The sequence below is a fragment of the Streptosporangium sp. NPDC048886 genome (assembly GCF_055586905.1).
This window is the reverse complement of sequence record NZ_JBVJHH010000055.1, coordinates 1-23,466: the sequence shown is the minus strand read 5'-3', so window position 1 is coordinate 23,466 and position 23,466 is coordinate 1. Positions and strand designations below refer to the sequence as shown.

20 protein-coding genes and 1 pseudogene are annotated in these 23,466 nt (G+C 70.0%); 12 read left to right on the top strand and 9 right to left on the bottom strand.

The window, feature by feature from the left end:
• Nucleotides 1-54: 54 nt before the first annotated feature.
• Both ACZ6R6_RS43165 and ACZ6R6_RS43160 read right to left on the bottom strand, forming a co-directional pair.
• Nucleotides 55-4,965, bottom strand: a complete 4,911-nt coding sequence (locus ACZ6R6_RS43165) for a DNA-binding protein (RefSeq protein WP_470102737.1) — start codon at nt 4,963-4,965, stop codon at nt 55-57.
• Entirely contained in the window at nt 4,962-5,828 is an 867-nt protein-coding gene (locus ACZ6R6_RS43160; protein ID WP_470102736.1) for a DUF4132 domain-containing protein, read from the bottom strand. Before ACZ6R6_RS43160 ends, ACZ6R6_RS43165 begins: the two co-directional genes overlap by 4 nt.
• A gap of 297 nt (nt 5,829-6,125) precedes the next feature.
• Here ACZ6R6_RS43160 and ACZ6R6_RS43155 point away from each other — a divergent pair, with 297 nt between their 5' ends.
• From ACZ6R6_RS43155 to ACZ6R6_RS43145, 3 genes are read left to right on the top strand one after another with little or no spacing between them, the layout of a single operon-like run.
• Nucleotides 6,126-7,148 (top strand): LacI family DNA-binding transcriptional regulator, encoded by a 1,023-nt coding sequence (locus ACZ6R6_RS43155; protein ID WP_470102735.1) that lies wholly within the window; start codon nt 6,126-6,128, stop codon nt 7,146-7,148.
• A gap of 26 nt (nt 7,149-7,174) precedes the next feature.
• Nucleotides 7,175-8,779, top strand: coding sequence for an FAD-dependent oxidoreductase (locus tag ACZ6R6_RS43150; RefSeq protein ID WP_470102734.1), 1,605 nt, complete (start codon nt 7,175-7,177; stop codon nt 8,777-8,779).
• Nucleotides 8,742-9,191: a hypothetical protein gene (locus ACZ6R6_RS43145; protein ID WP_470102733.1), complete on the top strand. Its 450-nt coding sequence runs from the start codon at nt 8,742-8,744 to the stop codon at nt 9,189-9,191. The genes ACZ6R6_RS43150 and ACZ6R6_RS43145 overlap by 38 nt, the downstream gene beginning before the upstream one ends.
• A 721-nt stretch (nt 9,192-9,912) precedes the next feature.
• Here ACZ6R6_RS43145 and ACZ6R6_RS43140 read toward each other — a convergent pair.
• From ACZ6R6_RS43140 to ACZ6R6_RS43130, 3 genes are all read right to left on the bottom strand, one after another.
• Nucleotides 9,913-10,113 carry a hypothetical protein gene (locus tag ACZ6R6_RS43140; protein WP_306871750.1) on the bottom strand — a complete coding sequence of 67 codons (201 nt, stop codon included), beginning with the start codon at nt 10,111-10,113 and terminating at the stop codon, nt 9,913-9,915.
• 13 nt (nt 10,114-10,126) lie between these two features.
• Nucleotides 10,127-11,449, bottom strand: a complete 1,323-nt coding sequence (locus ACZ6R6_RS43135; protein ID WP_306871747.1) for a phenylacetate--CoA ligase family protein — start codon at nt 11,447-11,449, stop codon at nt 10,127-10,129.
• Nucleotides 11,450-11,597: 148 nt separating this feature from the next.
• Nucleotides 11,598-12,017 (bottom strand): RidA family protein, encoded by a 420-nt coding sequence (locus ACZ6R6_RS43130; RefSeq protein WP_470102732.1) that lies wholly within the window; start codon nt 12,015-12,017, stop codon nt 11,598-11,600.
• Between the two features lie 113 nt (nt 12,018-12,130).
• Between ACZ6R6_RS43130 and ACZ6R6_RS43125 the strand changes: the two genes are divergently transcribed.
• The 6 genes from ACZ6R6_RS43125 to ACZ6R6_RS43100 are packed head-to-tail and all read left to right on the top strand — an operon-like array spanning nt 12,131 to nt 18,110.
• A complete protein-coding gene (locus ACZ6R6_RS43125; protein WP_470102731.1) occupies nt 12,131-12,958 on the top strand; it encodes a fumarylacetoacetate hydrolase family protein in 828 nt (275 codons plus the stop codon).
• Nucleotides 12,959-12,975: 17 nt separating this feature from the next.
• Nucleotides 12,976-13,458: a cupin domain-containing protein gene (locus tag ACZ6R6_RS43120; RefSeq protein WP_306871739.1), complete on the top strand. Its 483-nt coding sequence runs from the start codon at nt 12,976-12,978 to the stop codon at nt 13,456-13,458.
• Nucleotides 13,459-13,472: 14 nt separating this feature from the next.
• Nucleotides 13,473-14,402: an acyl-CoA thioesterase gene (locus ACZ6R6_RS43115; protein ID WP_470102730.1), complete on the top strand. Its 930-nt coding sequence runs from the start codon at nt 13,473-13,475 to the stop codon at nt 14,400-14,402.
• A complete protein-coding gene (locus tag ACZ6R6_RS43110; protein WP_470102729.1) occupies nt 14,399-16,774 on the top strand; it encodes a bifunctional salicylyl-CoA 5-hydroxylase/oxidoreductase in 2,376 nt (791 codons plus the stop codon). The genes ACZ6R6_RS43115 and ACZ6R6_RS43110 overlap by 4 nt, the downstream gene beginning before the upstream one ends.
• A 44-nt stretch (nt 16,775-16,818) precedes the next feature.
• Complete coding sequence (locus ACZ6R6_RS43105; RefSeq protein ID WP_470102728.1) at nt 16,819-17,193, top strand: acyl-CoA thioesterase; 375 nt, start codon at nt 16,819-16,821, stop codon at nt 17,191-17,193.
• Nucleotides 17,194-17,234: 41 nt separating this feature from the next.
• The gene (locus ACZ6R6_RS43100) at nt 17,235-18,110 is read left to right on the top strand and encodes a PaaX family transcriptional regulator (protein WP_470102727.1); all 876 of its coding nucleotides are present in this window, start codon (nt 17,235-17,237) and stop codon (nt 18,108-18,110) included.
• On the opposite strand, the gene ACZ6R6_RS43095 is transcribed toward ACZ6R6_RS43100, so the two are convergent.
• On the bottom strand, nt 18,107-18,427 hold the full coding sequence (locus ACZ6R6_RS43095; protein WP_470102726.1) for a hypothetical protein: 321 nt from the start codon (nt 18,425-18,427) through the stop codon (nt 18,107-18,109). The two genes, ACZ6R6_RS43100 and ACZ6R6_RS43095, sit on opposite strands and share 4 nt — an antisense overlap.
• Before the next feature lie 22 nt (nt 18,428-18,449).
• On the bottom strand, nt 18,450-19,061 hold the full coding sequence (locus ACZ6R6_RS43090; protein ID WP_470102725.1) for a CGNR zinc finger domain-containing protein: 612 nt from the start codon (nt 19,059-19,061) through the stop codon (nt 18,450-18,452).
• 103 nt (nt 19,062-19,164) lie between these two features.
• Between ACZ6R6_RS43090 and ACZ6R6_RS43085 the strand changes: the two genes are divergently transcribed.
• Nucleotides 19,165-20,013 carry an SDR family NAD(P)-dependent oxidoreductase gene (locus ACZ6R6_RS43085; protein ID WP_470102724.1) on the top strand — a complete coding sequence of 283 codons (849 nt, stop codon included), beginning with the start codon at nt 19,165-19,167 and terminating at the stop codon, nt 20,011-20,013.
• 362 nt (nt 20,014-20,375) lie between these two features.
• On the opposite strand, the gene ACZ6R6_RS43080 is transcribed toward ACZ6R6_RS43085, so the two are convergent.
• Nucleotides 20,376-21,191: a TSUP family transporter gene (locus ACZ6R6_RS43080; protein ID WP_470102723.1), complete on the bottom strand. Its 816-nt coding sequence runs from the start codon at nt 21,189-21,191 to the stop codon at nt 20,376-20,378.
• Nucleotides 21,192-21,209: 18 nt separating this feature from the next.
• Here ACZ6R6_RS43080 and ACZ6R6_RS43075 point away from each other — a divergent pair.
• Nucleotides 21,210-21,710, top strand: a pseudogene (locus ACZ6R6_RS43075) (Tn3 family transposase).
• A gap of 84 nt (nt 21,711-21,794) precedes the next feature.
• On the opposite strand, the gene ACZ6R6_RS43070 reads toward ACZ6R6_RS43075, so the two are convergent.
• A complete protein-coding gene (locus ACZ6R6_RS43070) occupies nt 21,795-22,325 on the bottom strand; it encodes a TetR/AcrR family transcriptional regulator (RefSeq protein ID WP_470102722.1) in 531 nt (176 codons plus the stop codon).
• A 190-nt stretch (nt 22,326-22,515) separates the two neighbouring features.
• On the opposite strand from ACZ6R6_RS43070, the gene ACZ6R6_RS43065 reads away from it, so the two are divergent.
• On the top strand, nt 22,516-23,325 hold the full coding sequence (locus ACZ6R6_RS43065) for a nuclear transport factor 2 family protein (RefSeq protein WP_470102721.1): 810 nt from the start codon (nt 22,516-22,518) through the stop codon (nt 23,323-23,325).
• Nucleotides 23,326-23,466: the final 141 nt, after the last annotated feature.

The window sequence follows — 23,466 nt, the reverse complement described above, 5'->3', positions numbered from 1 at the left end:
GCGCGGGTGCGGCCGCCGGATCGGACCGGGGCCGCACCCGCGTGGCGCTCGGGCTCAGCGGCGCCTTCCGCGCTTTATCTTGAGCTCCTCGAACCGGGGGGCGTCGCCGTCGCGGACCCGCTGCCAGGCCCTGCGGTACAGGTCGGCGGCGGGCTGGACCGGCACGAGCGGGACGCTGGAGCTCCCGGCCAGATCGAACAGGGGGAGCTTCCACTGTTCCAGCGGAAGGCGCGGCGTCCGCAGCTCCGTCCAGCCGCCGGGCAGGAACAGCGCGCGCCCGGCGCGCGCCCGGCTGGCTCCGACGACGAGGTCGGTGGCGGCCAGCTCGGCGCGGGCCTCCTTGAGCCGGGCGGGCTTCCAGCCCGTCCACCGGGCGAGGTTGCGGTCGGTCGGGTCCGGCATGGCCAGCAGCGTCAGATATACGGCCGCGGCGTCCTCGCCGAGGCCGTGCTCCTTCGCCACTTCGACGACCAGGTCGGGCACCGACCGGGTGGGGTCCTGCGGCCACCACGTCCCGGCCGCGTCCCGCTCCCCCTCCACCGGGTCGCCCGGATCGGCCAGGAGCGCCTCGAAGCGCGGGTCGCGGGCGGTGCGCAGCGCGATCACGGCCGGGAACGGCTCCTCGGAACCGACCAGGGCGCGCAGGTAGGGGTCGTCGCCGGCCGCGTCCAGCAGAGCCGTGCGGACGCCCGGGGCCGGGCGGTCGTCGTAGGTGGCCATGATGACGGCGCCGTATCTCTCGTAGCCCTCGCCGATCTCGGTGGGGGCCCCGGCGGCCTTGCGGAACTCGGGCAGGTCGACGTAGCGCCCGAGGTCGAGCACCAGCTCCGGGCTGGCCAGCCGGTCGCGGACCGCGGCCAGCGTGCCCGGCAGGGCGGCGCGGATCGGGTCTCCGGCGGGGAGCCGGTGGGCGAGCCAGCCCGCTGTGACGACGGCCATGACGAGCGTGCTCGCGGTGAATCCGGCGGATTCGTCGTCGACGGGGCGGACCCGGTCTCCGTTGACCCGCCAGACCAGGTCCCGGCTCAGCTCCGGCGCGGTGGCCGGGTCGGCGAGGGCGCGCAGTGTCCGGCCCGTGTCCCATCCCGTCCGCACCGCGCGGGCCGCCTCGCCCAGCAGCCATTCGGGGATCGCCGCCTGCCGCCCCACCTCGCTGTTCCACACCTCCGCCGCGCCGGCCACGTCCGGGCCGTCCGTCCAGAGCCGGGCGGGGTCCTCGGGCAGCAGCGCCGCGACGACCGCGCGCCGGGCGGCGATGCTCACATTGCGCAGCTCGTCCCTGGCGATGACGGCATCGGCGATCTTCACCCCGAGCGTGGCCCGCGCCTCCTTGCCGAGGAAGCTCCGCTCGTGGGTGTCCACGTACGGCAGGCCGGCCACGATCAGCCGGGCGGTCGTCGGGGAGACGCCGGTGAGCCGGGCGAACTCCTCGGCGGCCTCGGGCCGCCAGGGCGCCTGGCCCCGCTCGGCCAGCTCGGTGAGGAACGCCTCCAGCCAGCCCGCCCGCCGGGCGTCGCCGACAGGAGAGGAGGACCGGACGGTGTAGGGGCGGGGGACCTCGAACCGGCCGGCCGGGTCGTGGAACAGCGCCGTCCACACGCAGCCGGAGTCGTCCGGGGACGACCGGTTCACGAAGGCGATGAGCGCGCCGTCGCCCAGCGGCAGCACCCCGAGCCACGTGCCACGGCGGAAGCTGCCGTCGACCGTGGGCAGGTGGTGTCCGTCGAGGTGCAGCGACATCCGGCGCCATCGGGAGGGGTCGGCCGCGGTGGGCAGCCCGAGATCGCGCAGTTCACACAGGAGCCCGTGCAGTGCGGTGCGGTGTTCCTCCTCGATCGCCACCGCCGCGGCCCGCAACGCCAGGGCGGCGGTGTGGTCGAGCAGGGGGGTCCAGACCAGGGACGTGGACGGCCACTCCGGCAGATCGAGGTGGAGACGGGCCGGGGCCGCCTCGGGAGGATCGGCCGCCAACGCCCGGCCGAACGACTGGATCTGCCGGAAGGTGCTGTCCAGGTCCTGGCGGTGCCACGAGCGGCCGGCGGAGGCGCCGAGGCCGCTGAGCGCCTGGTCGAGCAGCCGGTCCACAGGACCGGTGGGCGACTCCTCCCGGTGACCGCCGGCGAGCGCCTCGGAGAGGCGGGCCGCGACGGCGTGGAGCTCAGCCTGCCGGGCGGCGGCGAAGCGCACGACCCCGGCGATGCCGGCCACCAGCGCCTCATGGCTCACCTGCGGCAGGACGGCCCGGATCCGCGCCCGCAGCTCCTCCTCCCCGATCTCGTCCCCGGTGCGGGCCGCTCCCAGCAGGGCCGCCGCGGTGTCCCGGTCCATGCGGCGCAGCAGCACGGAGCCCTCCGGATCCCTCGGCCGGAGACAGTGCCAGTAGCGCAGCGGCGGCAGGATGAGCGTGCCCGCGGCGAAGGCGCCGGGAGCGGCGTCCGTCTTGGCCACAGCCGTGACGACGCCGTCCGGGTCGACCAGGTCGACCCGGTAGCTGCCGTTCTTCACCACGGCCCGGGGCCGGTCGTCCCCGGGGAACGTCAGCGCGTGCAGCGGGGCTCCGGAACCGTCCGCCACGGTCACGGCGCGGCCGGAGAGGTCCTCACCGCGCATCGATCCGTCGGGCAGCTGCACCACCCGCCAGCCGAGCAGGCCGTCCGCCGCGGTGCCGACGGGGGTGGGCGCGTCCGAAGGGGCGGGCAGCAGCCAGCCCGACCGGAACGCGCTGCCCGCCGGGGCGGTGCGGAGCGCGTCGGCGAGGAAGCCGGGCATGCCCTTCCTGCCCCGCTCCCCGCTGAGCGGGTCGTACTCGTACCAGCCGGTGCTCTCGTGATCCGAGCCGTCCCAGGTCCACACCCAGAACGAGGTGCCGTCGGTGATCACCGACCGCTCGGCGGGCACGGCCGTGTCTCCGGGGTGCAGCACTCCCCTGCCGGTCGTCCGCCCGCCGCCGGGCAGCGGCAGAGTGACCGGATCGTCGCCCCGGTACCAGTCCATGCGCGTGCCGCGGGTGCTGCCGCCCCCCTCCAGCGGCTGGATCCGGTCGGCGGAGGTGTGCCAGTATCCGCGCAGCCCGTTGTCCAGCTGCCGGGAGTTCCAGTAGACGAGCAGCTCGCCGTCCACGTAGTGGAAGCCGGAGTCGTCACCCCAGGTGTCGGCGCTCGGGACGCGCAGGTCATGGGTGAGCACGGTGCCCTCGGCGCCGAGCACCCGGGCCTGTGAGGATCCCGCGACGATCAGATGCGGCCAGGCGTCGGCGACGACGAGGTCGTCGACGTCCTTCCTCGGCACGAGGGTCTCGGCCGCCTCCTCCCAGGCAGGCCAGCCCAGTTCGTCGAAGAGCCCGGCCCGGAGCGTGCGGGCGAGCACCAGCGCGACGTCCGCCCCGGCGGCCTGGCGCACCTCCTCCTCGGCCAGGACCAGCGCCTCACCTGGCAGCCAGGCCAGCCGCCGCATGGCGTCGGGCAGCTCCGGCAGTCCGGCGGCCGACGAGCGCAGGGCCACCTTCCGCATCCACTCGGCGAGCATCGGCCGCCCCCCGGGGGATTCCGCCAGGACGCGGACGGCCCGCCGGCCGTCCTCGTCGTCGTCGAACCTGTCGGCCCCGCGCTGGAAGGCGGGCCGGAAGCGGGGGTCGGCGGCCAGGGCGAGCAGGTCGCGCCGGCCTTCACCCTTCGCCCAGTGCTCCAGGTAGAGCATCCGGTGCTCACCGGGATCGGCCACGGGGACGTCCAGGGCGAGCAGCAGGTCCAGCAGGTCGACGTCGTACTCGGCCGACGGTGCCGTGCGGCCCGGCTCGGCGAGTTCGGCCCGCAGCCGGTCGGCCACCCGCTCCACCAGCGCGTACAGGCCGGGCAGGCGCGGCGGCAGCCCCCAGGCGTGGTTACGTGCCTGCAGGAACCTGTCGAGCCAGCCCGCGGTGCCGTCGGCGGGCCGCTCCCGCTCCGGCACCTCGCCACCGGCCAGGCCGGCGGCGGCGCCGGACTCCTCGATCACCTCCAGCCACACGCTCGCCAGCTCCTGGTCCCTGGCCTGCGGCATGATGTTCAGCAGCGTCCCGCGGACCTCGGGCTCCCGCCGGCCCAGCGACGCGATCGCCGCGCGGTGGGCCTTCCACCAGCCCGTCACGGCCCGCTGGGTGGCCGGCAGGCCGAGCAGCTCGGCCAGGTATGCCTGTTCCTCCCGGTCGGCGTCCGCGCCGGCGGCCCTGGCGAGCTTGCGCAGATCGCTCGCCATCTGCGCCGACGGCGGCAGCCCTCCGGCGGTGCGCCGCACGCACAGCCGCGTGAACCGGCGCAGCGCCTCGTCCGCGGGCAGCCGGCCGGCCAGGTCCCTGGCGTATCCGGAGAGCACCTTGACCGGCAGCGCCCCCGCGAGCGCGAACTCCAGGAACACCGCGTCGAGCCGGTCGTCGTCCACCGCGAGCCCGTGCTCGGCCTCGGCCCTGCGCGCGTGGGCGAACATCTGCGCGGCGTAGGTGGAGTTCTCCACGGCCAGGAACACCCGGCCGGCCTGCTCGTAGAAGGTGGGCAGGAAGTGCGGGACGGCGGCGGCCAGCTGGCCGGCGAGCTGCTGGTAGGCGTCCAGCGCGGCCTTCGGCTTGGACTTCGCCTGCCGGGCCGTGCGCTCCAGCTCGGGCACGACGGCGAGCGCGTGATGGCCGTCCTCGGGGTGGTTGACCAGCACCCACTCCGGGAAACCGAGGGAGCGCCGGGACCCCAGACCGACGACGGCGGGCTCACCGTCCGGCTCCAGGCCCAGGAAGCCCGCCGCCAGGTCCTCGGCCGCGCCGAGCTCCCCGGCGACCAGGCGGACGACCACCCGGCCGTCCAGCCCGGGGTGACGGTAGCGCCGGGCGGTCAACGGCACCGCCCGCTCACCGGCCTCCTCGGTGTCCGGCGGCAGTACCGCTCCGGCCTTCACCAGCTCCTCGGCCCTGGCCTCCGCCGGCGACATGTCCTCGCTCACGCGTCCTTCCCCTCCTCGACCTCGCGCCCGGCGTAGAGCGCCGCGGCCATCCGCATCCCCTCCGACCAGGCCACCGGGCCGACCTCACGCAACCGGAGCGTTCTGCCGTCCTGGTCGCGCCAGGTGAGGCCGCCCGTCGTCACCTCGTCGTCCCAGTACGGCTCGCCGATCCACACGGCCGCCTCCGCGATCCGTCCGGCGTCGCGGACCCGGCACGTGGCGTAGCCTCCCGACACCCGGTAGCCGAGTGAGGTGGCCCGGGCGGCCAGAGCGAACCGGGAGGCGTATCCGCCTCCGGCGAACTCCGTCACGTCGGTCGCCTTCTCTCCGAGGTCGGCGGGCTTGTGCCAGGTGGCGCGGTGGATCTGCTCGACCTTCTGGACCACGCCCAGCTCTGCGGCGAACTCCCGGAGGTCGTCCAGCTCGGGCAGGAGCACGGGGTGCGGCAGGGTCACCGTCCGCGGGGACAGCCGGACGGTCTCGCCGTCCAGGTTCACCACCCGCAGCTGTCCGGAGTCGGTGGCGTCCCGCAGGAAGCCGACCTCGTCCGGGTCGTCACCGACCACGGCCAGATCGCGCAGGGCCGACTGCCACGCCTCGTCCGGCCACACGCGGGCCAGCAGCCCGGTCGGGACGGGCAGGGACGACACCATCCAGACGTCCACCTGCGCCACGCACGCGGTGGCGTGCCGGTCGAGCCACTCGGCGAGGCGGCGCAGCCGGTCCACCTCGGGATGCTCCCGCAACGCCTTGGGCAGTGACTTCAGCTGCCGCCCCGCCGCCCTGCCGGAGGTGGCTCTCGCCGCGACCCGACCCTCTATGAGGGCGACTTCGTACCCGTCGCCCGCCGTCAGCCAACCCAACGCTCCGCCTTCCGCCGTCCATGACCGGTCGAGTTTCGCAGGGGTTCTCAGCCCCTGCCGCCGTGCTGCGCGGAACGCTAGCGATCACGACCGACAAATGCATGACGTGCATTCCGCCCTGCGGCCGGGGCGCCGGTCGCGCGGCCGCGGTCGAGTGCCGGTCGAGCGGCCGCACGGCCCTTTCGGGAGGCTTCCATGCCTGGCTTTGCGGGGACTTGGCGATGAACTTGCCTATCGCTCAAAGTGGCGCATATCTTCTGCTAATACGCATTACCCGCCGATGGGATACCACGGGACGTGACCGCCTCCAACCGCCGCCTCACCCAGCAGGACATCGCCCGGATGGCCGGAGTGAGCCAGACCACGGTGTCGCTGGTCCTCAACAACCGGGCGGGCACCGACACGCGGATCTCCCCGGAGACACGTGAGCGCGTGCTGCGGGCGATCAGGCAGACCGGATATGTCGCCGACCCCGCCGCGCGACGGCTCGCCGACCGGCGCAACCGCATCCTGGGCGTGTTCACCTACGAGGCGGTCTTCCCGAGCGAGGGCGCCGATTTCTACCACCCGTTCCTGCTCGGCATCGAGGAGCGCGCCGAGGAGGTGGGCTGCGACCTGCTGCTGTTCACCGGCGCCGGGGCGGCGGGCGGGCGGCGGCGGATCTTCAACGGCGACAGCCGGGTACGGCTGGCCGACGGATGCCTGCTCCTGGGCCGCAGCGTCGACCGCGACGACCTGGCCCGGCTGCTGTCGGAGGGCGTCCCGTTCGTGTCCGTCGGCCGCCGTGACGACGCGGGCGCGCCGGTGCCGTACGTGGGCGCCGACTACCTCCCGGCGGTGCGGACGCTCGTCGAGCGCGCCGTGCGGCTCGGACACCGGCGGCTGGCCTACGTCGGCCCCGGGACGGGCGCCGAGTCCTCGACCGACCGCCTGCGCGGGTTCCGCGGGGCGGTGGCCGCCGCCGGCGTCCACGGGATCCGGGTGCCGACGGCCGGCCGGACTCCGGACGGCCTCCTCGACGAGCTGGCCGGGGCTGGAGCGACGGCGGCCTTCGTCGAGGAGTGGGCCGACGGCCTCGCGGTGGCGCGGGCGGCCCGGAAGCGGGGCGTCACGGTCCCCGGCGAGCTGTCGATCCTCGCGCTCGGCACCCCCACTCGCCCCGTCCGCCTCGACTTCACCGGATTCCGCATCCCCCGGCGCGAGATGGGCCGCAGGGCCGTCGAGCTGCTGGCCGAGGTGCTGGAGCGCGGCGGGACCCCACAGGAACTGCTCCCCTGCGAGCTGGTCGACGGCGCCACACTGGCCCCGGCCGGGGACTGAACCGAGATGACAGGAGAGACCCTCTCGTGGTCGAGATATCTGCAGACGCGGTGATCGTCGGCGGCGGCCTGGGCGGCGTCGCCGCCGCACTGGCCCTGCTACGGGCCGGCCGTACGGTGATCCTCAGCGAGGAGCACGACTGGCTGGGCGGCCAGCTGACCAGCCAGGCCGTGCCGCCGGACGAGCACCCCTGGGTGGAGCGGTTCGGCGTCACCGCGAGCTACCGGGCGCTGCGCGACGGCATCCGGCACTACTACCGGCAGCACTACCCCCTGACCGGACGGTCCCGCGCCTGGCGGCACCTCAATCCGGGCGCGGGCCACGTGAGCCGGCTCTGCCACGAGCCCCGGGTCGCGGTCGCGGTGATCGAGGCGATGCTGGCGCCCTACCGGGGCTCGGGGCGGCTGCGGGTCCTGCAGCCCTACCGGCCGGTGGACGCCCAGGTCGACGGCGACACGGTGACCGCCGTGGAGCTGGAGCACCGGCACGGAGGCGGCCGGATCACCGTGCGCGCGCCGTACGTCCTGGACGCCACCGAGACCGGCGAGCTGCTGCCGCTGACCGGCACCGAGTACGTCACGGGGTCGGAGTCGCAGGGCGAGACCGGCGAGCCGAGCGCGCCCGCGCAGGCGCGGCCGCTGAACATGCAGGCCGTCTCGGTGTGCTTCGCGATCGACCACGTCGACGGGGACCACACCATCGACAGGCCCGCCTCCTACGACTTCTGGCGCGCCTACCAGCCTCCTTTCTGGGGCGACCGGCTGCTGTCCTGGCGGTGCCCGAAGCCCCAGACGCTGGAGATCATGGAACGTTCCTTCACCCCCAACCCCGACGACGACCCCCTGCTGATGGACGCCGACCAGCGGCACAGCGAGGGGGACCTCAACCTGTGGACCTTCCGCCGGATCGCCGCCCGCCGCAACTTCGTCACCGGCGCCTACGCCAGCGACATCACGCTGGTCAACTGGCCGATGATCGATTACCTGGAGGGGCCGGTCATCGACGTGCCGGACGCCGACCGGCACCTGGCGGCGGCTCGCGAGCTGTCCCGCTCGGTCCTGTACTGGTTGCAGACCGAGGCGCCCCGCTCCGACGGCGGCGCGGGCTTCCCCGGCCTGCGGCTGCGCGGCGACGTGACCGGCTCGGCCGACGGCCTGGCCCAGGCCCCCTACATCCGGGAGTCACGGCGGATCCGCGCCCTGTACACCGTGACCGAGCAGGACCTGTCGCTGGCCATACGCGGCGACAAGGGCGCCGTCGGCTACGACGACTCGGTCGGCATCGGGATGTACCGCATCGACCTGCACCCCTCCACCGGGGGTGACAACTACATCGACGTGGGCTGCTCGCCGTTCGAGATCCCGCTCGGCGCGCTGATCCCGGAGCGGATGACCAACCTTCTGCCCGCCGCCAAGAACATCGGCACCACCCACATCACCAACGGCGCCTACCGGCTACACCCGGTCGAGTGGAACGCCGGCGAGGCCGCCGGCGCGCTGGCGGCCTTCTGCCTGGACAACGGGATCGCACCGCACGCCGTACGGGAGAAGGAGGAACTGCTCGCCGACTTCCAGCAGAGGCTCGCCCAGGACGGTGTCGAGCTGCGCTGGCCTCGGGTCGCCGGTTACTAGTGCTGCGTTCCTTTTTGAGCGGCGCGTCTCGCTGATCAGGCTCCGGTCTGGGCTGGAGGGCGACGAAGTCGGCGCGAGCCTGTTCGATGGCACCGAGGTGACGCTGACGTTTGTCGTGCTCGGTCAAGGCGCGGTAGATGCTGACCGGGCTCGGGGTCTTCCCCTTGCGTTTGTCGGTGGGGATGATCAGGTCCAAGCGGATGCCTTCGATGAACTTGCCGCGTGCGTGGCAGCGCAGCACAGTGTGCAGCATGTCGTCGGTGATGACCCGGGGCGGCTGCTGTGGTTTCCCTTGCAGGACGCGGTTGCCGCCGTCGTCCTCGGCGAGCAGCACGCCTCAGCCGTCGTCGTGGGGGGCGAGCTCCAGGGCGGCGCACGCCGCGGCGTACCCCTCCCCGAGATGACGGGGTGAGAATCATGACCTTGCGGGCGTGGAACGCCATGAGGCACCCCTCGCTGAACGATCATGCATCGGGCGGAGGACGAACAACAGGATGCTGCAGATCCGCGGGGATCGACACTGAGGCGCGGGAACGGTCAGCTCGGCCTTTCCGATGTCGTGGTCGTCGGCAGGCCGCTCGGGCCCGGCTCGGGCTTGTACTCCTCCGGATCCTTCAGCCATTTCGGGCACAGCTGCGTGTACGGGACCCCGGTGTTCGCCGCCTCGGCTGTGGCATACCTGCCCCCGGTGACGACCAACCCCGGCCACCATCCCGCGGAGCAGGTTCACCGCCACGACCAGGTCTTTCAGCAGATCGTCACGTAGTCGGGCGAACCCCGGCACGCCTGCTTCGGAATGGCCCTCGAACAACGCCCGGCCCAGATCGTCCTGACCGAAGGGCCGCTCATCCATCGCCCGGCAGAACGCGTCCACGCCCCGGGCCAGATCGTCAGCGGCCTCCCGGACGCCTTTCCCCGTGCTGACCCAGATCTCCGGGTTGAATCGCAGTGCCCCTGCAGGGGACAGATCGTTGGTGGCGATATCTTCTCAACCCCATGATTCACGGCAAACGCTCGCGCAACTCAAATGGATCAGCTACCCCGGCGGAATCCGTGGTCACCCTGTAGAGATCCTGACGCGAAGATCAGCGGACGAGGCATCGCCAGTAGGCCGGCGCGCGGCGGAACGGATCTCAGCAGCCGTAGTCGGTGAGGTGTTCGTACACCAGGCCAAGATCGATCACGGCGACGTTGAGCGCCGCGAGTGCGACCCGGACGTTGCTGGCGGCGCACGGCGGCATGTCGTCGCCGGCGAGCTCTTTGAGAGCCTCGTAGACGGCGACGAGCTTGGCCTCCTGGCCGGTGAAGGAACTGTTGAGGAGATCGGCAGCCATGGAGATCAACCCTTCAGCGCAGGTCTTGAAGGCGCTTGGCCTTCAGCTCGAAGCGAGGCAGTGAGTTGGGGGCCGCACGCTCGATGATGAAGCGCAGGCCTTCATGGGCATCGGCGAGTTCGGTCTGCAACCGGCCTTCCACGTCCGCCCATGCGCCGTCGTCGAGGGACGGCGCGGGCTCCACCGTCAGGAAGACCTCATCGCGCATTTCGACTTTCTCGATCCGGATCTGGAACTCCTCGATCGGGAAACCGCGCACTATCGCCTCGACCGCCCGCGGGTACACGTTGGTGCCGCGCACCAGCTTCATATCGTCCACGCGACCGAGAATGCCGCCCTCGTAGAGGTCGAAGGTGCGGCCGTTCGCGGCGGTCGTATGGGGTACCTTCACGACCGCGTCCGCGGTGCGGTACTTGATCAGTGGGATGATGCTGCGGCCGAACGACGTGGTGACGCGCTCACCCCACTCCCCGTACGGAAGCTCCTCGAGAGTCTCGGGGTCGTAGACCTTCTCGATGAAGTGGTCCTCGATGATGTGGCAGCCGCCGGGCTGGTCGGCCGGCTCGAACATGAAGATCGTTGAGATCTCGGTCATCCCCGCGGTGTCGAACGCCTTCGCGCCCCATTCGGCCTCGATGAGTGCCTTCGTCTCGGGAATCATCCCCGCGGGCTCACCTGAGAGGACGACCGTGCGTACGGCCGAGCTCGGAAGGTCGACTCCCAGCTCGCGGGCCTCCTGGGCCATCCGGAACGCGTACGTCGGCGTCGTCGCGACCACCGTGCAGCCGAAGTCGATGATCTGCCTGACTCGCTGCGTGGTGGTCTGCGCGCCGCCGGGGACGGTCAACGCCCCGATCTTCTCCAGCCCGTTGTGCAGGCCCCAGAAACCGATGAAGGAGCCGTACCCGAAGGCCAGATAGCCGACATCGGCCGGTCGGATCCCGATGCCCCACAGGGCGTAGCACCACATCTCGGCCGCCCAGAACCAGTCCTTGCGGCTGTCGAGCGCCCGCAGTGGCGTGCGCCCCGAAGTGCCGCTCGTGGTGTGCATGCGAATCGCGCCCGCGGCCCCGGTCACGGGCAGGTCGCCGTAGGGTGGCAGCTCCGCCTGGTTCGCCATCCACTCGTCCCGGGTGAGAAACGGGATGCGCTGGTAGTCGTCCCAGCTCTTCAGCTGGTCCGCGGTGAACCCGGCCGCCGCCCACGTGCGGCGGTAGAACGGGCTGCGAGTCTCGGCCCATTCAACGACGCGCCGCAGCTTGGCGAACTGCAGGGCGCGCAGGTCGTCCCGGGCGAGCGCCTCCGTCTTCGGGTTCCAGTACGGGCTCTCGGCCACACCGGGATCCTTCCCTGAATGTCACGATCGTGACGGCCATCATAAGAATGAAAGGTGCCTTGACCCTAGATCCGGGACGTTACGTCTTAATTTCTCTTTTGAGTGCGTGCGTCGAGATTGTGTAAGATGTTGGCTTGGCGTGTCCCGGTCAGGACTCCGGGCGCTTGAGCCGCTCGTCGGGAATCACCGCGACACCGAGGATCTCGATCATGGCCTCGGGCTGCCAGAGTGCCGTGCAGCCGATCCCCGCCATCGCCGGATAGACCGGACCGGCCAGCTCGCGCCAGACTCGGCCGATCTCCTTGCCGTGCGCCTGGTAGTCCGGGATGTCGGTCAGGTAGATCGTGATGCTGACCAGGTCCGCAGGTACGCCACCCGCGGCGGCGAGCGTGGTCAGCACGTTGCCGAACGCCTGCCGGAACTGCTCGACGATCCCTCCGGGAACGATCTGCATGGTGGCGTCCAGGGCGGTCTGGCCGCCCAGGTACAGAGTGTTGTCCACCAGCGTGCCGTGGGAGTAACCGCTCGGCGCCGGCAGGGAAGCGGGGTTGATGGCGTCGGGGGTCACGGATTCCTCCTCGGTCGCGAGTGTGGTCGCCCCCACATCTAAGCGCATCTATGTTGCGTTTTCTAGACGGCCGTTAATATTCTGTGACACCTAAGGGAGTCTGGGAGGTATGTATGCGGCTTGCGACCGTGATCACCGAAGCTGGATCGACCGCCGCCGCCCTGGACGAGGACGGCATCTGGCGTCGGCTGCCTGCCACGGACCTGTCGGCGCTGATGGCCGCCGGGCCGATCCGCCTCGACGACCTCACCGACCCGCTCCTCGGGGCCGTTCCCGTCCAGCCCCTGCCGTCTCCGGGCAAGGTGGTCTGCTGTGGCCTGAACTACGGCGACCACATCTTCGAGATGGGGCGTGAACTCCCCGCTTACCCGACCCTGTTCACCAAGTACGCCGACACGCTGATAGGCCCAGGCGAGCCGATCGAGCTGCCGGCCGGTCTCAAGGTGGATTGGGAGGCCGAGCTCGCCGTCGTGGTGGGGACCGCGCTGTGGCGGGCCGGCCGGGACGTCGCCGCCGCCGCGATCGCCGGTTACACCGTCGCCAACGACGTCTCGGTGCGCGACTGGCAGAACCGCACCAGCGAGTGGTTCCAGGGCAAGGCCTGGGATCGGTCGACGCCGATCGGCCCGGTGATCGTCACCCCCGACGAGGTGGACGTGGCCGCAGGGGTGGAGGTCATCTGCCGGGTCAACGGTGAGGAGGTGCAGCGCGGCAGCACCCGCACCCTGGTCTTCGACCCCGCCGACCTGCTCGCCTACATCTCCACCTTCACCGTCCTGCGCCCCGGTGACGTCGTGCTGACCGGTACCCCGGGCGGCGTCGGAGCCGGTCGCAAACCGCCCCGCTATCTCGTCGACGGCGACGTCGTCGAGACCGAGATCCCCGGCATCGGCACGCTGCGCAACGCCGTGGCCTTCCACGCCGGCCCCGCTCACCAGTGACAATCCAGGAGCCAGTCATGGAGCATGACCTGAGCAAGTACGCCCTTGAGGGCGACAACTCGATGTACGCCACCGAGAGTGGCCTGGTCGTCCCGGTGGTGACCCGCGGCGGCCTCGAGGCCGGCGACACCGGGCAGTCCGACGGCGCGACCCGCATCTCCGGCGTCAGCATCCAGCACACCCCGGCCACCAAGCTCTGGTTCGGCAAGGTGGGCAACGAGGCCGGCTATCGCTCGGTCCCGCACCACCACGGCGAGGCCGAGACCGGCGGCTACGTGCTCTCGGGCCGTGCCCGCATCTACTTCGGCGACAGGTTCGAGGACTACGTCGACCTCGAGGAGGGCGACTGGGTCTTCGTCCCGCCGTTCATGCCCCACGTCGAGTGCAACCTGGACCGCGACAGGCCGCTGACCTGGATGACGACCCGCACGCCGGAGAACATCGTCGTCAACCTGCCCGACGTCCCGGACACCGATCTGCCGGGCTGGCTCAGCCGATGACCGCCGGGACGTCGATGACGGCACGGACGCCGCAGACCTCGGCGGTCTTCTGCGCCGCGGTCACCCTCACCGAGGCCGAGCCGGAACACTTCGATCTCGCATTCACCGCCGTCACCCAGCCGTGCCCGTGGCCCAAGGCGTACGGCGGCGACCTGGTCGCCCAGGCCGCGGCCGCGGCGATGCGGTCGGTGACCGACGGCAAGACGCTGCACTCGATGCACAGCTACTTCATGCGCCCCGCCGACATCGGCGCAGACGTGCGCTATGAGGTCGAGTTGCTGCGCGACGGCCGGGGCTACAGCACCCGCCAGGTCCGCGGCTACCAGAACGGCAAGCCGCTCTACGTGTGCCTGGCCGGCTTCGCCGCAGGCGAGCCCGGCGGGACCTTCGCCGCGGAGTTCCCCGCCGGCTTCCCCGGCCCCGAGGAACTGCCCAGCACCGCGGCCTACCTCGAAAGCCGCAGCGGCGGAACCATGACCGAGGAGTCCAAGGCCTACTGGTCCGCCGGCCGCAGCTTCGACATGCGCCATGTCCCCGGCCCGGTCTACCTGAGCATCGATGGCGAGCAGGTGCCGCACCAGGCCGTCTGGGTCAAGCCGTTCGACACTCTGCGCAGTGTCGAAGGGCTCACCGACGAGCAGCGTGACCTTGCCGCGCTCGCCTACGTCTGTGACTACACCATCCTCGAGCCCGTCCTGCGCGTGCTCGGGCTGCCCTGGGCCGAGCCCGGGCTCGTCACCGCCAGCCTCGACCACGCGATGTGGTTCCACCGCCCCCTGGCATCCGGGACGGTCGACGACTGGCTCCTCTACGTCCAGGACGCGGCGGCGGCGGACGGCGGCCGCGGCCTCGGCATCGGCCGCTTCTTCACCCGTGACCGTTGTCATCTGGCCACCGTCGTACAGGAAGGCATGATCCGCACCTCGGGGAGGAACCCGTCATGAGGATCGCGATCGCGGGCGGCGGCCCCGGCGGACTCTACTTCGCCGCGCTGATGAAGCAGCTTGACCCGACCCATGAGATCACCGTCTGGGAGCGCAACGCCTCCGGCGACACCTTCGGCTTCGGCGTCGTCTTCTCCGACGAGACCCTTGGCGGCATCGAGAATGCCGACACGGTGATCTACCAGCAGATGGAGAGCCGGTTCGCCCGCTGGACCGACATCGACATCACGTTCAACGCCACCTCGTTCACCGTCGGCGGCCAGGGCTTCGCGGCGATGGGGCGCAAGGAACTGCTGCACATCCTGCAGAAGCGGGCCGCCGATCTCGGCGTGACCGTCCGGTACCGGGCCGAGGCGCCCGACGTCGAGGAGTTGCGCGCAACGTACGACCTGGTGCTGGCCTCCGACGGGCTCAACTCCACCATCCGGACCAAATTCGCCGATGTCTTCAAGCCGTCGCTGGACGTACGCAGGAACAAGTACATCTGGTTCGGCACCGATCTGGTTTTCGAGGCGTTCCAGTTCTTCGTCAAGCAGACGGAGTGGGGCGTCATGCAGATTCACGGCTACCCGTTCTCCGACACCGGCTCGACCTTCATCGTCGAGATGCACGAGGACGTGTGGCGCCGGGCCGGCTTTGACGCGACCGAGCGCGAGGTCTTCCCGCCCGGGGTGTCCGACGACTACGCGGTCGCGCGGATCAAGGAGATCTTCGCCGACGAGCTGCGCGGCCACACCGTGCTGACGAACAACTCCAAGTGGATCAACTTCACGACGGTCCGCAACGAGCGCTGGTACGCCGGCAACGTGGTGCTCCTGGGCGACGCCGCCCACACCGCGCACTTCTCCATCGGTTCGGGCACCAAGCTCGCCATGGAGGACGCGCTTGCGCTGGCCGCCTGCTTGCATGAGCATCCGACGGTGGCCGAATCCCTCGAGGCCTACCAGTCCGAGCGGAGGCCTGTCGTCGAGTCGACCCAGCGTGCGGCGCAGGCGTCGCTGGAGTGGTTCGAGAACATCGGGATGTACGCCGGCCAGGAGCCCGCGCAGTTCTGCTTCAACCTGCTGACCCGGTCGCGACGGATCACGTTCGAGAACCTCAAAGAACGCGACGCCGAGTTCGCCGAACTGATCGAGACGGAGTTCGCGAAGGCCAACGGGCTCGAACAGGTCGCGCCGGCGATGTTCCAGCCGGCATGGATCGGCGGTCTGGAGCTGAAGAACCGCGTCGTGGTCTCGCCGATGGACATGTATTCCGCCGTGGACGGCCTTCCCGGCGACTTCCACCTCGTCCACCTCGGCTCCAAGGCGCTCGGCGGCGCAGGCCTGGTGATGACCGAGATGGTCTGCGTCTCGCCCGAGGGGCGGATCACGCCGGGCTGCACCGGGCTGTGGAACGACGAGCAGCGCGACTCGTGGCGGAAGGTCACCGACTTCGTCCACACCCGAACCACCGGCAGGATCGGGCTCCAGCTCGGCCACTCCGGCCGCAAGGGCTCGACCAAGCTGATGTGGGAGGGCCTCGACGAGCCGCTGGAGGAGGGCAACTGGGAGGTCACCGGCCCTTCCGCGCTGCCCTATGGATCCGGCTGCCACATGCCGCGTGAGATGACCCGAGCCGACATGGACAAAGTCGTCGCCGACTTCCTCGCCGCTGCGCGCCGCGGCGTCGAGGCGGGCTTCGACCTGATCGAGGTGCACGCCGCCCACGGCTACCTGCTCTCCTCGTTCCTCTCGCCGATCGCCAACCACCGCACCGACGGATACGGCGGGTCCCTGGAGAACCGGCTGCGCTTCCCGCTCGAGGTGTTCGACGCCGTCCGTGCGGCGGTGCCCGCCCCGATTCCGGTGACGATCCGCATCTCGGCGACCGACTGGGCCCCGGAGGGCAACACCGAGCACGACGCGGTGGAGATCGCCCGCGCGTTCATCGAGCACGGCGCCGCCGCCATCGACGTCTCCTCCGGACAGGTGACCATGGCGGAGAGGCCGGCCTTCGGGCGGTCCTACCAGACTCCGTTCGCCGACCGGATCCGGCACGAGGTCGCCGGCCCCGCGGGTGTCGCGGTCATCGCGGTCGGTGCGATCTCGTCATACGACGACGTCAACTCGATCCTCCTCGCCGGCCGCGCCGACCTGTGCGCGCTGGGCCGCAGCCACCTTTACAACCCGCAGTGGACGCTTCAGGCCGCCGCCGAGCAGGAGTACGGCGGGCCCGGCGCGCCGTGGCCGGACCAGTTCGCCGCCGGCCGCCGCAAGCCGCCCAGCTCGCGTACCGACAAGATCCCACCGCGCCTGGCGTTGCTGCGCGCCCCGGAGACGGACAACGTGCATCTGCGATGGACTCCCGACCGCGTCACCATGGGCCCGTGACGGCTCCGCGAGCCACCAGGACGGCCGGCGTTCACCGTGTGCGCGTGGAGTGGATCGACACCGACGCCGCAGGGATATACCACAATACGGCCGTGGTGCGGTATGTCGAGGCCGCCGAGGCCGCGCTCATGCGTGAGCGCGGCCTCGACGGCTACTTCTCCTCAGCCCCGCGCGTCCGATACGAGGTGGATTTCGAGTCACCGCTTCGCTTCGGGCAGGAGGCCACCACCGTCGTCGAAATCGTTCGCATCGGCACAGCCTCGATGACGTTCGCGTTCGAGCTCTGGGGCGAGCCGTTTGCCGGGCGACCCCGCACTCGTGCCGCGCACGGACGGTTCGTCACGGTCCACATCGTTCCTACGACGGGCAAGAGCGCACCGTGGCCACAGCAGTGGCTCACAGCGCTCGGCGTCTCATGACCAGGATTTTCCGGCAACCTGGATCAGGCATCATGAGCCAGATGAGCGACATGGATCCGGTAGGCACGATCACCCCGTCCCACCAGTCACGCACCGTGCTCATCGGTTTTCTCGGCGCCATCGTGCGACGGATGGGGAACTGGATGCCGATCGCGGGCACGGTCGAGCTGCTCGGCCAGTTCGGCCTCGACCAATCAAGCGTTCGCACCGGCGTCTTCCGGCTCAAGCAACGTGGCTGGCTGGTCCCGGACACACGCGAAGGGACCCGCGGCTACTCCTTGGCAGCGGAGGCGCTCGAATCCCTTGCCGACGGCGATAAGATCGTCTGGCATGCCCGGCAGCCGGCGGATCTCTCCGACGGCTGGTGCGTCGTCAACTTCTCGGTGCCCGAGTCGACTCGGACGAAGCGGAACCAGCTCCGCGCGCACCTGTCATCGCTCGGGTTCGGCAATATCAGCTCGGCGGTCTGGATCGCCCCGGCCCGCATGCTGCCGGCCGCTGAGCGCGCTATTGGCGAACTCGATCTCATGCGCCACTGCGCTGTCTTCGTCGGTGACTATGCTGCAGGCCAGGACCTTCGAACGATGGTCCACGCCTGCTGGGACCTTGAGGGAATCGACCGTCGATACCGTGAGTTCATCGACAGGCACAAAGACGAGACGCGTGTGCTCGAGCGCTCGGGAGTCATCGACGGGCAACACGCGTTCGTGTCATACCTTGCCGTCATCGACGATTGGCGGAAGCTGCCCTTCCGTGACCCTGGCCTGCCGCGTGAACTCCTCCTGGACAATTGGGCGGCACCAGCGGCAGGCGCCCTCTTCGAGAAGCTGGTCGCGTTGCTCGAAGGCCGTGCTCTGGCCCATGCGGCGAGCTACTGGCCCACCACCCCGGCGAGCCGTGTCGGTCCGGTCGTTTAGTTGTCGCGATCATCCGGTCGGAGAAGATGAGGCCCGATCGTCCTGGCTCTGGGGCGATCGGAGGGACAATGCGCCGCTACGCCGGGATCCGTGGGATGGTTGCGCCTTATGAGTAGATCGTCGAAGGTAACGCGCATCCTCCTGGCGGCTGAGGTCACGTTCGGGAGGAGGACGCCGGCCTGGAAGGTGGCAAAGTCGGCGTGGGCCGCTTCGACGGCTTCGGGGTAGGCTTGGCGCTTCTCGTGCTCGGCGAGTGCCCGGTAGATGCTGGCCAGGCCAGGGTTCTGGCCCTTGCGCTTGCCGGTGGGGATGATCACCCTCCTCGCTGGAAGGGCGGTCTCACGCCTCGGACGGCGCACCACTGCCATGGCGCTGCCGCTGGCGGTGTTTGCGCATGGACACCTGAGAGCCGCAGCCAGTACTGCAGTACAGCCCTCCCCCATTGCGGGTGCGGTCGAAGAAACCGAAATGGCATGGGGGGTTCCGGCACGCCTTGATGCGCTCCCAGTCGCCGCTCTGCGCAAACGTCGTCACCGCAGCCAGTACGGTTCCGAACACGCGCGGCACCCCCGCCTGCGGTGAGGCCAGCTCTACACCGCCGGCCGTGACCACCGTCGCCAGCGGGTAGAGCGAACCCACACGTCGCAGGTGCCGCTCGGCACGCAGCAGCGGCTCACCCAGACTTTCCTCATCGCCCGAGTGCGCGAGCAGCACAGTCACCAGGGCATCACGCAGCTCGCGCGCGACCGCGGCGTCAGCGTCGGTCACCACGGTTTCGCCACCGAACTCGTCACGCTCCGCCAGCCACGCCGCGAACGAGTCCCCGTCTCCGAACAACTCTCGGCGACCCGATCCGTCCGCGCGCGTGTTCACGAACGCGAGAACGGTCTCCACCGGCGGTGTGACGGTGCGCGGGCTGGGTTTGGGGGATCCGGCCGCTGCAGTGATCATCCCCCCACAGTACATCAGCGTGAGCGGCGCTAATCCAGTTAGTGAGCAACCTCCCAGCCGATCTAGTTTGACTCGTTGCGAGCTAACAGCTTACGGTCGCAACGTGAACGGAACACCCAACCACCAGACCCACCTCCGCACATGGCTGATCACCGGCGCGACGTCCGGCATCGGCCGCGAACTGACGCTCCAGGCACTGGAGAACGGCGACACCGTCTCGGCCCTCGCCCGCGACACCTCCTCCCTGGACGAACTGGCGCAAGCGCACGGTGAGCGCCTGCTTCTCATCCAGGCGGACGTACGTGACGAGCGAGCCGTCCGGGACGCAGTGAAAGGCACGCTCGCACGGTTCGGCCGTATCGACGTCGTGGCCAACAACGCGGGATACGGACTGTTCGGAGCCGTTGAGGAGGCCTCCGACACGCAGGTCCGTGCCGTGTTCGACACCAATGTCTTCGGAGTGCTCAACGTGCTCCGCGCAACGCTTCCGGTGCTCCGCGCCCAGCGATCCGGGCACATCCTCCAGGGCTCGTCGGTCTACGGGCAGTCCGCCCATCCCGGCGTGGGTCTGCTGGCCGCCACCAAGTACGCGGTCGAGGGGCTGTCGGACGCGCTCGCGGCCGAGGTCGCACCGCTCGGCATCAAGGTCACGATCATCCAGCCCGGGCTGACCGCGACCCCCTTCCTTGCCAACCTCGATGTCGCAGCCGGCCTGGGCGACTACGACCAGACTGTCCGCGAGGTTCAGAAGGGCATCGGAGAGCTGCCGGCGTCCGCGTTCTCCGCCGCGACGCGGATCGCCGCAGGCATCCGGACCGCGGTCGACAGCCCCAACCCTCCGCTGCGCCTGGCCCTTGGCGCCTCCAGCGCGACGGGCATGCGCCCCGCTTTGGAAGCACGGATCGCAGACCTGGACAGCTGGCAGCGTGTGACCGACGCCGTCGACAGGTAGTAAGCCACGAATCCCGCCGGGAACATGGTCACGGCGGAGGCGGCCCGGCCCCCCTCACCGCCCGGCCAGGCCGGCGTCCTCCCCCCGAACGTGACCTCAGCCGCCATGTAGCAGTGAGGTCCTGTTCTCGGAAGTGCTGAGCTGGGGTTTCAAGCCGGAGTCACGTGTGTTCTCGAAAGTCGGTAGCATCTCCGCTTCCGAGAACACGGTCTTCTTGGAACCTCGGTGACCTGTACTGATCAGCTCACTTGGGGCTGGGGCCGCGCTCGAGAGGAGGACGCCGCTACAGGCCGGTTGTAGATGCGCGGTCCCCGACCTTGGCCTCACCTGTGCTCGCACGCGCAGGACGGTCGCCGTGAAGCTCAGGCGTGACGGGCCATCTTGACCGCTGAGATTAGCAGTACGGCGGCGAGGACGGGAATGAGGACGAGATCGGGGATCACGCCGAGCAGCAGGCCGCCGAGGAGGGCGCCGGCGATGGAGCCGGCGACCATGATGACGGTGAAGCGCAGATTGGCGCCCAGGACGGCGAAGCTGCCGTCGCGGCTGTAGCGGGCGAAGGCGACCAGCATGGTGGGCAGCGAGACCACCAGCGAGAGACTGCCGGCGGTCTTGATGCCAACGGCGTACAGCAACACGATCGTAGGGATCAGCAGCTCGCCGCCGGCCACGCCCATGATGGCCGCCACCACGCCGATGCCGAACCCGGCCGCCACCCCGGTCACCGCCAGCGCCGGGCCGGGCAGGGCGAGCGAGCCCACGGCGGTGGTGTGGGTGAGCACCAGAGCGGCGGCCATGAGCACCATCAGAGCCGCGAGGGCCTTGTGGAGGGTGGCGGTGCGCATCCGCACCGCCCACGAGGCGCCCGCCCAGGCACCCAGCAGGCTTCCGGCCAGCAAGTTGACCGCGACCGTCCAGTGCGCGGCCAGCTCGGCGAGGGGGACGGCGGCCAGCCGGGCCGGCAGCGCGACCAGCACCACGATCAGGCTCATCGCCTTGTTCATAATGACCGCCGACAGCGCAGCGAACCCGAACAGGCCGATCAGCAGCGGCAGCCGGAACTCGGCACCGCCCAGGCCGATCATCCCTCCTAACGCGCCGACCGCCGCGCCCGCGGTGAAGGCCAGCGGCAGCGAGCGCGTCACCGGCGCGGGCATGGTGCTCTCCTCCGGGGTCATGCGACCACGCTCCTTGCTCTGATCGTCGGGAAGTGGTCGGCAGCGTCCCGGCAGAACACGCTGGCGGTGGCGCTGAAGGAGTGGGGGATGCTGAGAAGGACCCTGCACACCGCGAAATACCTGTCGGACCCGGTGTACCGGAGGAAGATCTCCCGGCAGCTCAACAAGGGCGAATCGCTGCACGCGCTGCGGCGGGACCTGCACTACGCTCAACAGGGCACCGTCACCAGGCCGCACCTAGAGCAGCAGACCGAGCAGGCGTAGTGCCTGACCGTTTTGACCAACTCGGTGGTGGCTTGGACGACCGAGTACTACTCCCGCGCCGTCACCGAATTGCGCGCCCAGGGCCGCCAGGTACCCGACGAGGTCCTGGCCCACATCTCACCCGGTCACAGCGACAACATCAACTTCTTCGGCGTCATCAACGTCGACGTCGAAGCCGAACTCGCCAAACTCGACGGCACCGGCTGGCGGCCGCTACGCCCGGCGCAGCTGCGCCAACTCGGCCTGACCCCCTGACCCGCCCGCCTGGCTGGCGGCAGGTGGCCGGGGAAATCTTGCTCGCTTCTCCGACGTCTGACTGCCACGGCTCGCACCGCCTGGTCATCGGTGGACGCCGCCGTGATGGAGTCCGTTCAGGAGGAGGGCGAGTAGGCGGTCGGCTTGAGCTGAGCTGTCGGGGGTGTCCTGGGCGGCCCAGGCGATAGCGCCGATCATCTTCAGTACGTCCGCGTCGTTCGCGTCGGAGACGATCACGCCTGTTTGCCGCGCCCTCGCCAGCAACGCGGCTCCCGCCTCGAACATCTGCGCATGCCAGGTCGATACCGAGCCATTTTCGTGATCGAGCGCCGAGTCCATCACGGCGGCCGACAGACCTCGATAGGTCAGGCCATGCCTGAGCGCGGCACGCAACCAGGTGGACAACGCGTCGAATTCGTCCTCGGCAGACAGCAGCTGGCGGCCAAGGTCGACCAGCTGGGCTATCTGCTCGGAGAGTACCGCCTCGATGAGATCCAGCCGGGTGGGGAAATGCCGATACAGCGTCCCGCTGGCCACCCCTGCCCGCCGAGCGATCTCGTCCAGTGAGGCCTCCACGCCGAACTCGGCGAACGCGATTTTCGCCTGCTCGACCAACTGCTCGTAGTTACGTCGGGCGTCTGCACGTCTCGGACGCCCAAGGCCTGACCGTGGATCGTGGCCTGCCGACACCATTCGCACATCTCCGTTGCTAACCGGGGACACAGTCCGTTACCGTGTCCAACCTAACCGGACTATGCCTCACCTTACTGGTATGGCTCACCCGGAGCATGGAGGGCGGCCCCCAATGGCGCTGACGGAACAAGACCGAATCGACATCACCGACCTGATCAATCTCCACGGCCACCTCACAGACGCCGGTAAGCTGGACCAAGCGGGTGAGCTGTTCACCCCAGATGTCACCGAGGACCTGGACGACTTCGGCCTCGGCTCGTTGCACGGGACCGCGGCCATCCGTGAGGCCGCGCTCGCATTGGGCAACGCCAACCCGGTCGGCCATCACGTCACCAACATCGTGATCACTCAGATCGACGAACGCTCGGCGCGGGTCCAATCCAAAGGAATTGGCATCAAGGCCGACGGAACGGCCGGCAGTGTCATCTACGACGACATCGTCGCGCGCCAACCCGACGGCTGGAAGATCAGCTACCGCAAGGTGACTGCCAGGCGAGCGGCACTCGGCGAGCAAGAGGCTGGTCCACGTGAAATTCTGGAGCGCTACCGCCAAGCCGCCATCAGCCAGTCCGCCGATGAATTGAGGCGCGTCTATGCCCTCGACGCGGTCCATGAGTTCCCGTTCACACTCCCAGGCCTGCCGTCCCGGCTTGCGGGCCGGGACGAAATCGTGAACTGGATAACCGCAGGGTGGAAGGACTACCCACTGAAATACGAGCGTTACCGCACCCTTGCCATCCACGACACCGGCGATCCAGAAACGATCATCGTTGAGCAGGAAGCCCTCGGGACCAGCGTGACCACCGGCGAGTTCGCGCTTCCCAACCTCCTTGTGCTCACCGTGCGCAACGGGCAGATCACCCGCCTGCGCGACTACGTCAACATCCCGGCAGCCGCAGCCGCCATGGGAGGGGATATATAAGCGCACGCCACCGAAGACGCCTCTGCGGCCCAGCCCGGAGGCGTCTTAGGGCCTGTACGGAATTCCGATCTTCAGATGGGTTGAAAGTCTCGGAGCCACAAGATGGCTCCGCGTAGATGAAGGCCCGCGAGGTAGCTTTCG

What these genes read in the sequence shown, in the direction of transcription:
- ACZ6R6_RS43140 (WP_306871750.1), bottom strand. Translation starts at nt 10,113, where the DNA reads ATGGCTGCCGATCTCCTCAACAGTTCCTTCACCGGCCAGGAGGCCAAG.
- ACZ6R6_RS43125 (WP_470102731.1), top strand. Translation starts at nt 12,131, where the DNA reads ATGCGGCTTGCGACCGTGATCACCGAAGCTGGATCGACCGCCGCCGCC.
- ACZ6R6_RS43120 (WP_306871739.1), top strand. Translation starts at nt 12,976, where the DNA reads ATGGAGCATGACCTGAGCAAGTACGCCCTTGAGGGCGACAACTCGATG.
- ACZ6R6_RS43115 (WP_470102730.1), top strand. Translation starts at nt 13,473, where the DNA reads ATGACGGCACGGACGCCGCAGACCTCGGCGGTCTTCTGCGCCGCGGTC.
- ACZ6R6_RS43110 (WP_470102729.1), top strand. Translation starts at nt 14,399, where the DNA reads ATGAGGATCGCGATCGCGGGCGGCGGCCCCGGCGGACTCTACTTCGCC.
- ACZ6R6_RS43100 (WP_470102727.1), top strand. Translation starts at nt 17,235, where the DNA reads ATGAGCGACATGGATCCGGTAGGCACGATCACCCCGTCCCACCAGTCA.
- ACZ6R6_RS43090 (WP_470102725.1), bottom strand. Translation starts at nt 19,061, where the DNA reads ATGATCACTGCAGCGGCCGGATCCCCCAAACCCAGCCCGCGCACCGTC.
- ACZ6R6_RS43080 (WP_470102723.1), bottom strand. Translation starts at nt 21,191, where the DNA reads ATGACCCCGGAGGAGAGCACCATGCCCGCGCCGGTGACGCGCTCGCTG.
- ACZ6R6_RS43065 (WP_470102721.1), top strand. Translation starts at nt 22,516, where the DNA reads ATGGCGCTGACGGAACAAGACCGAATCGACATCACCGACCTGATCAAT.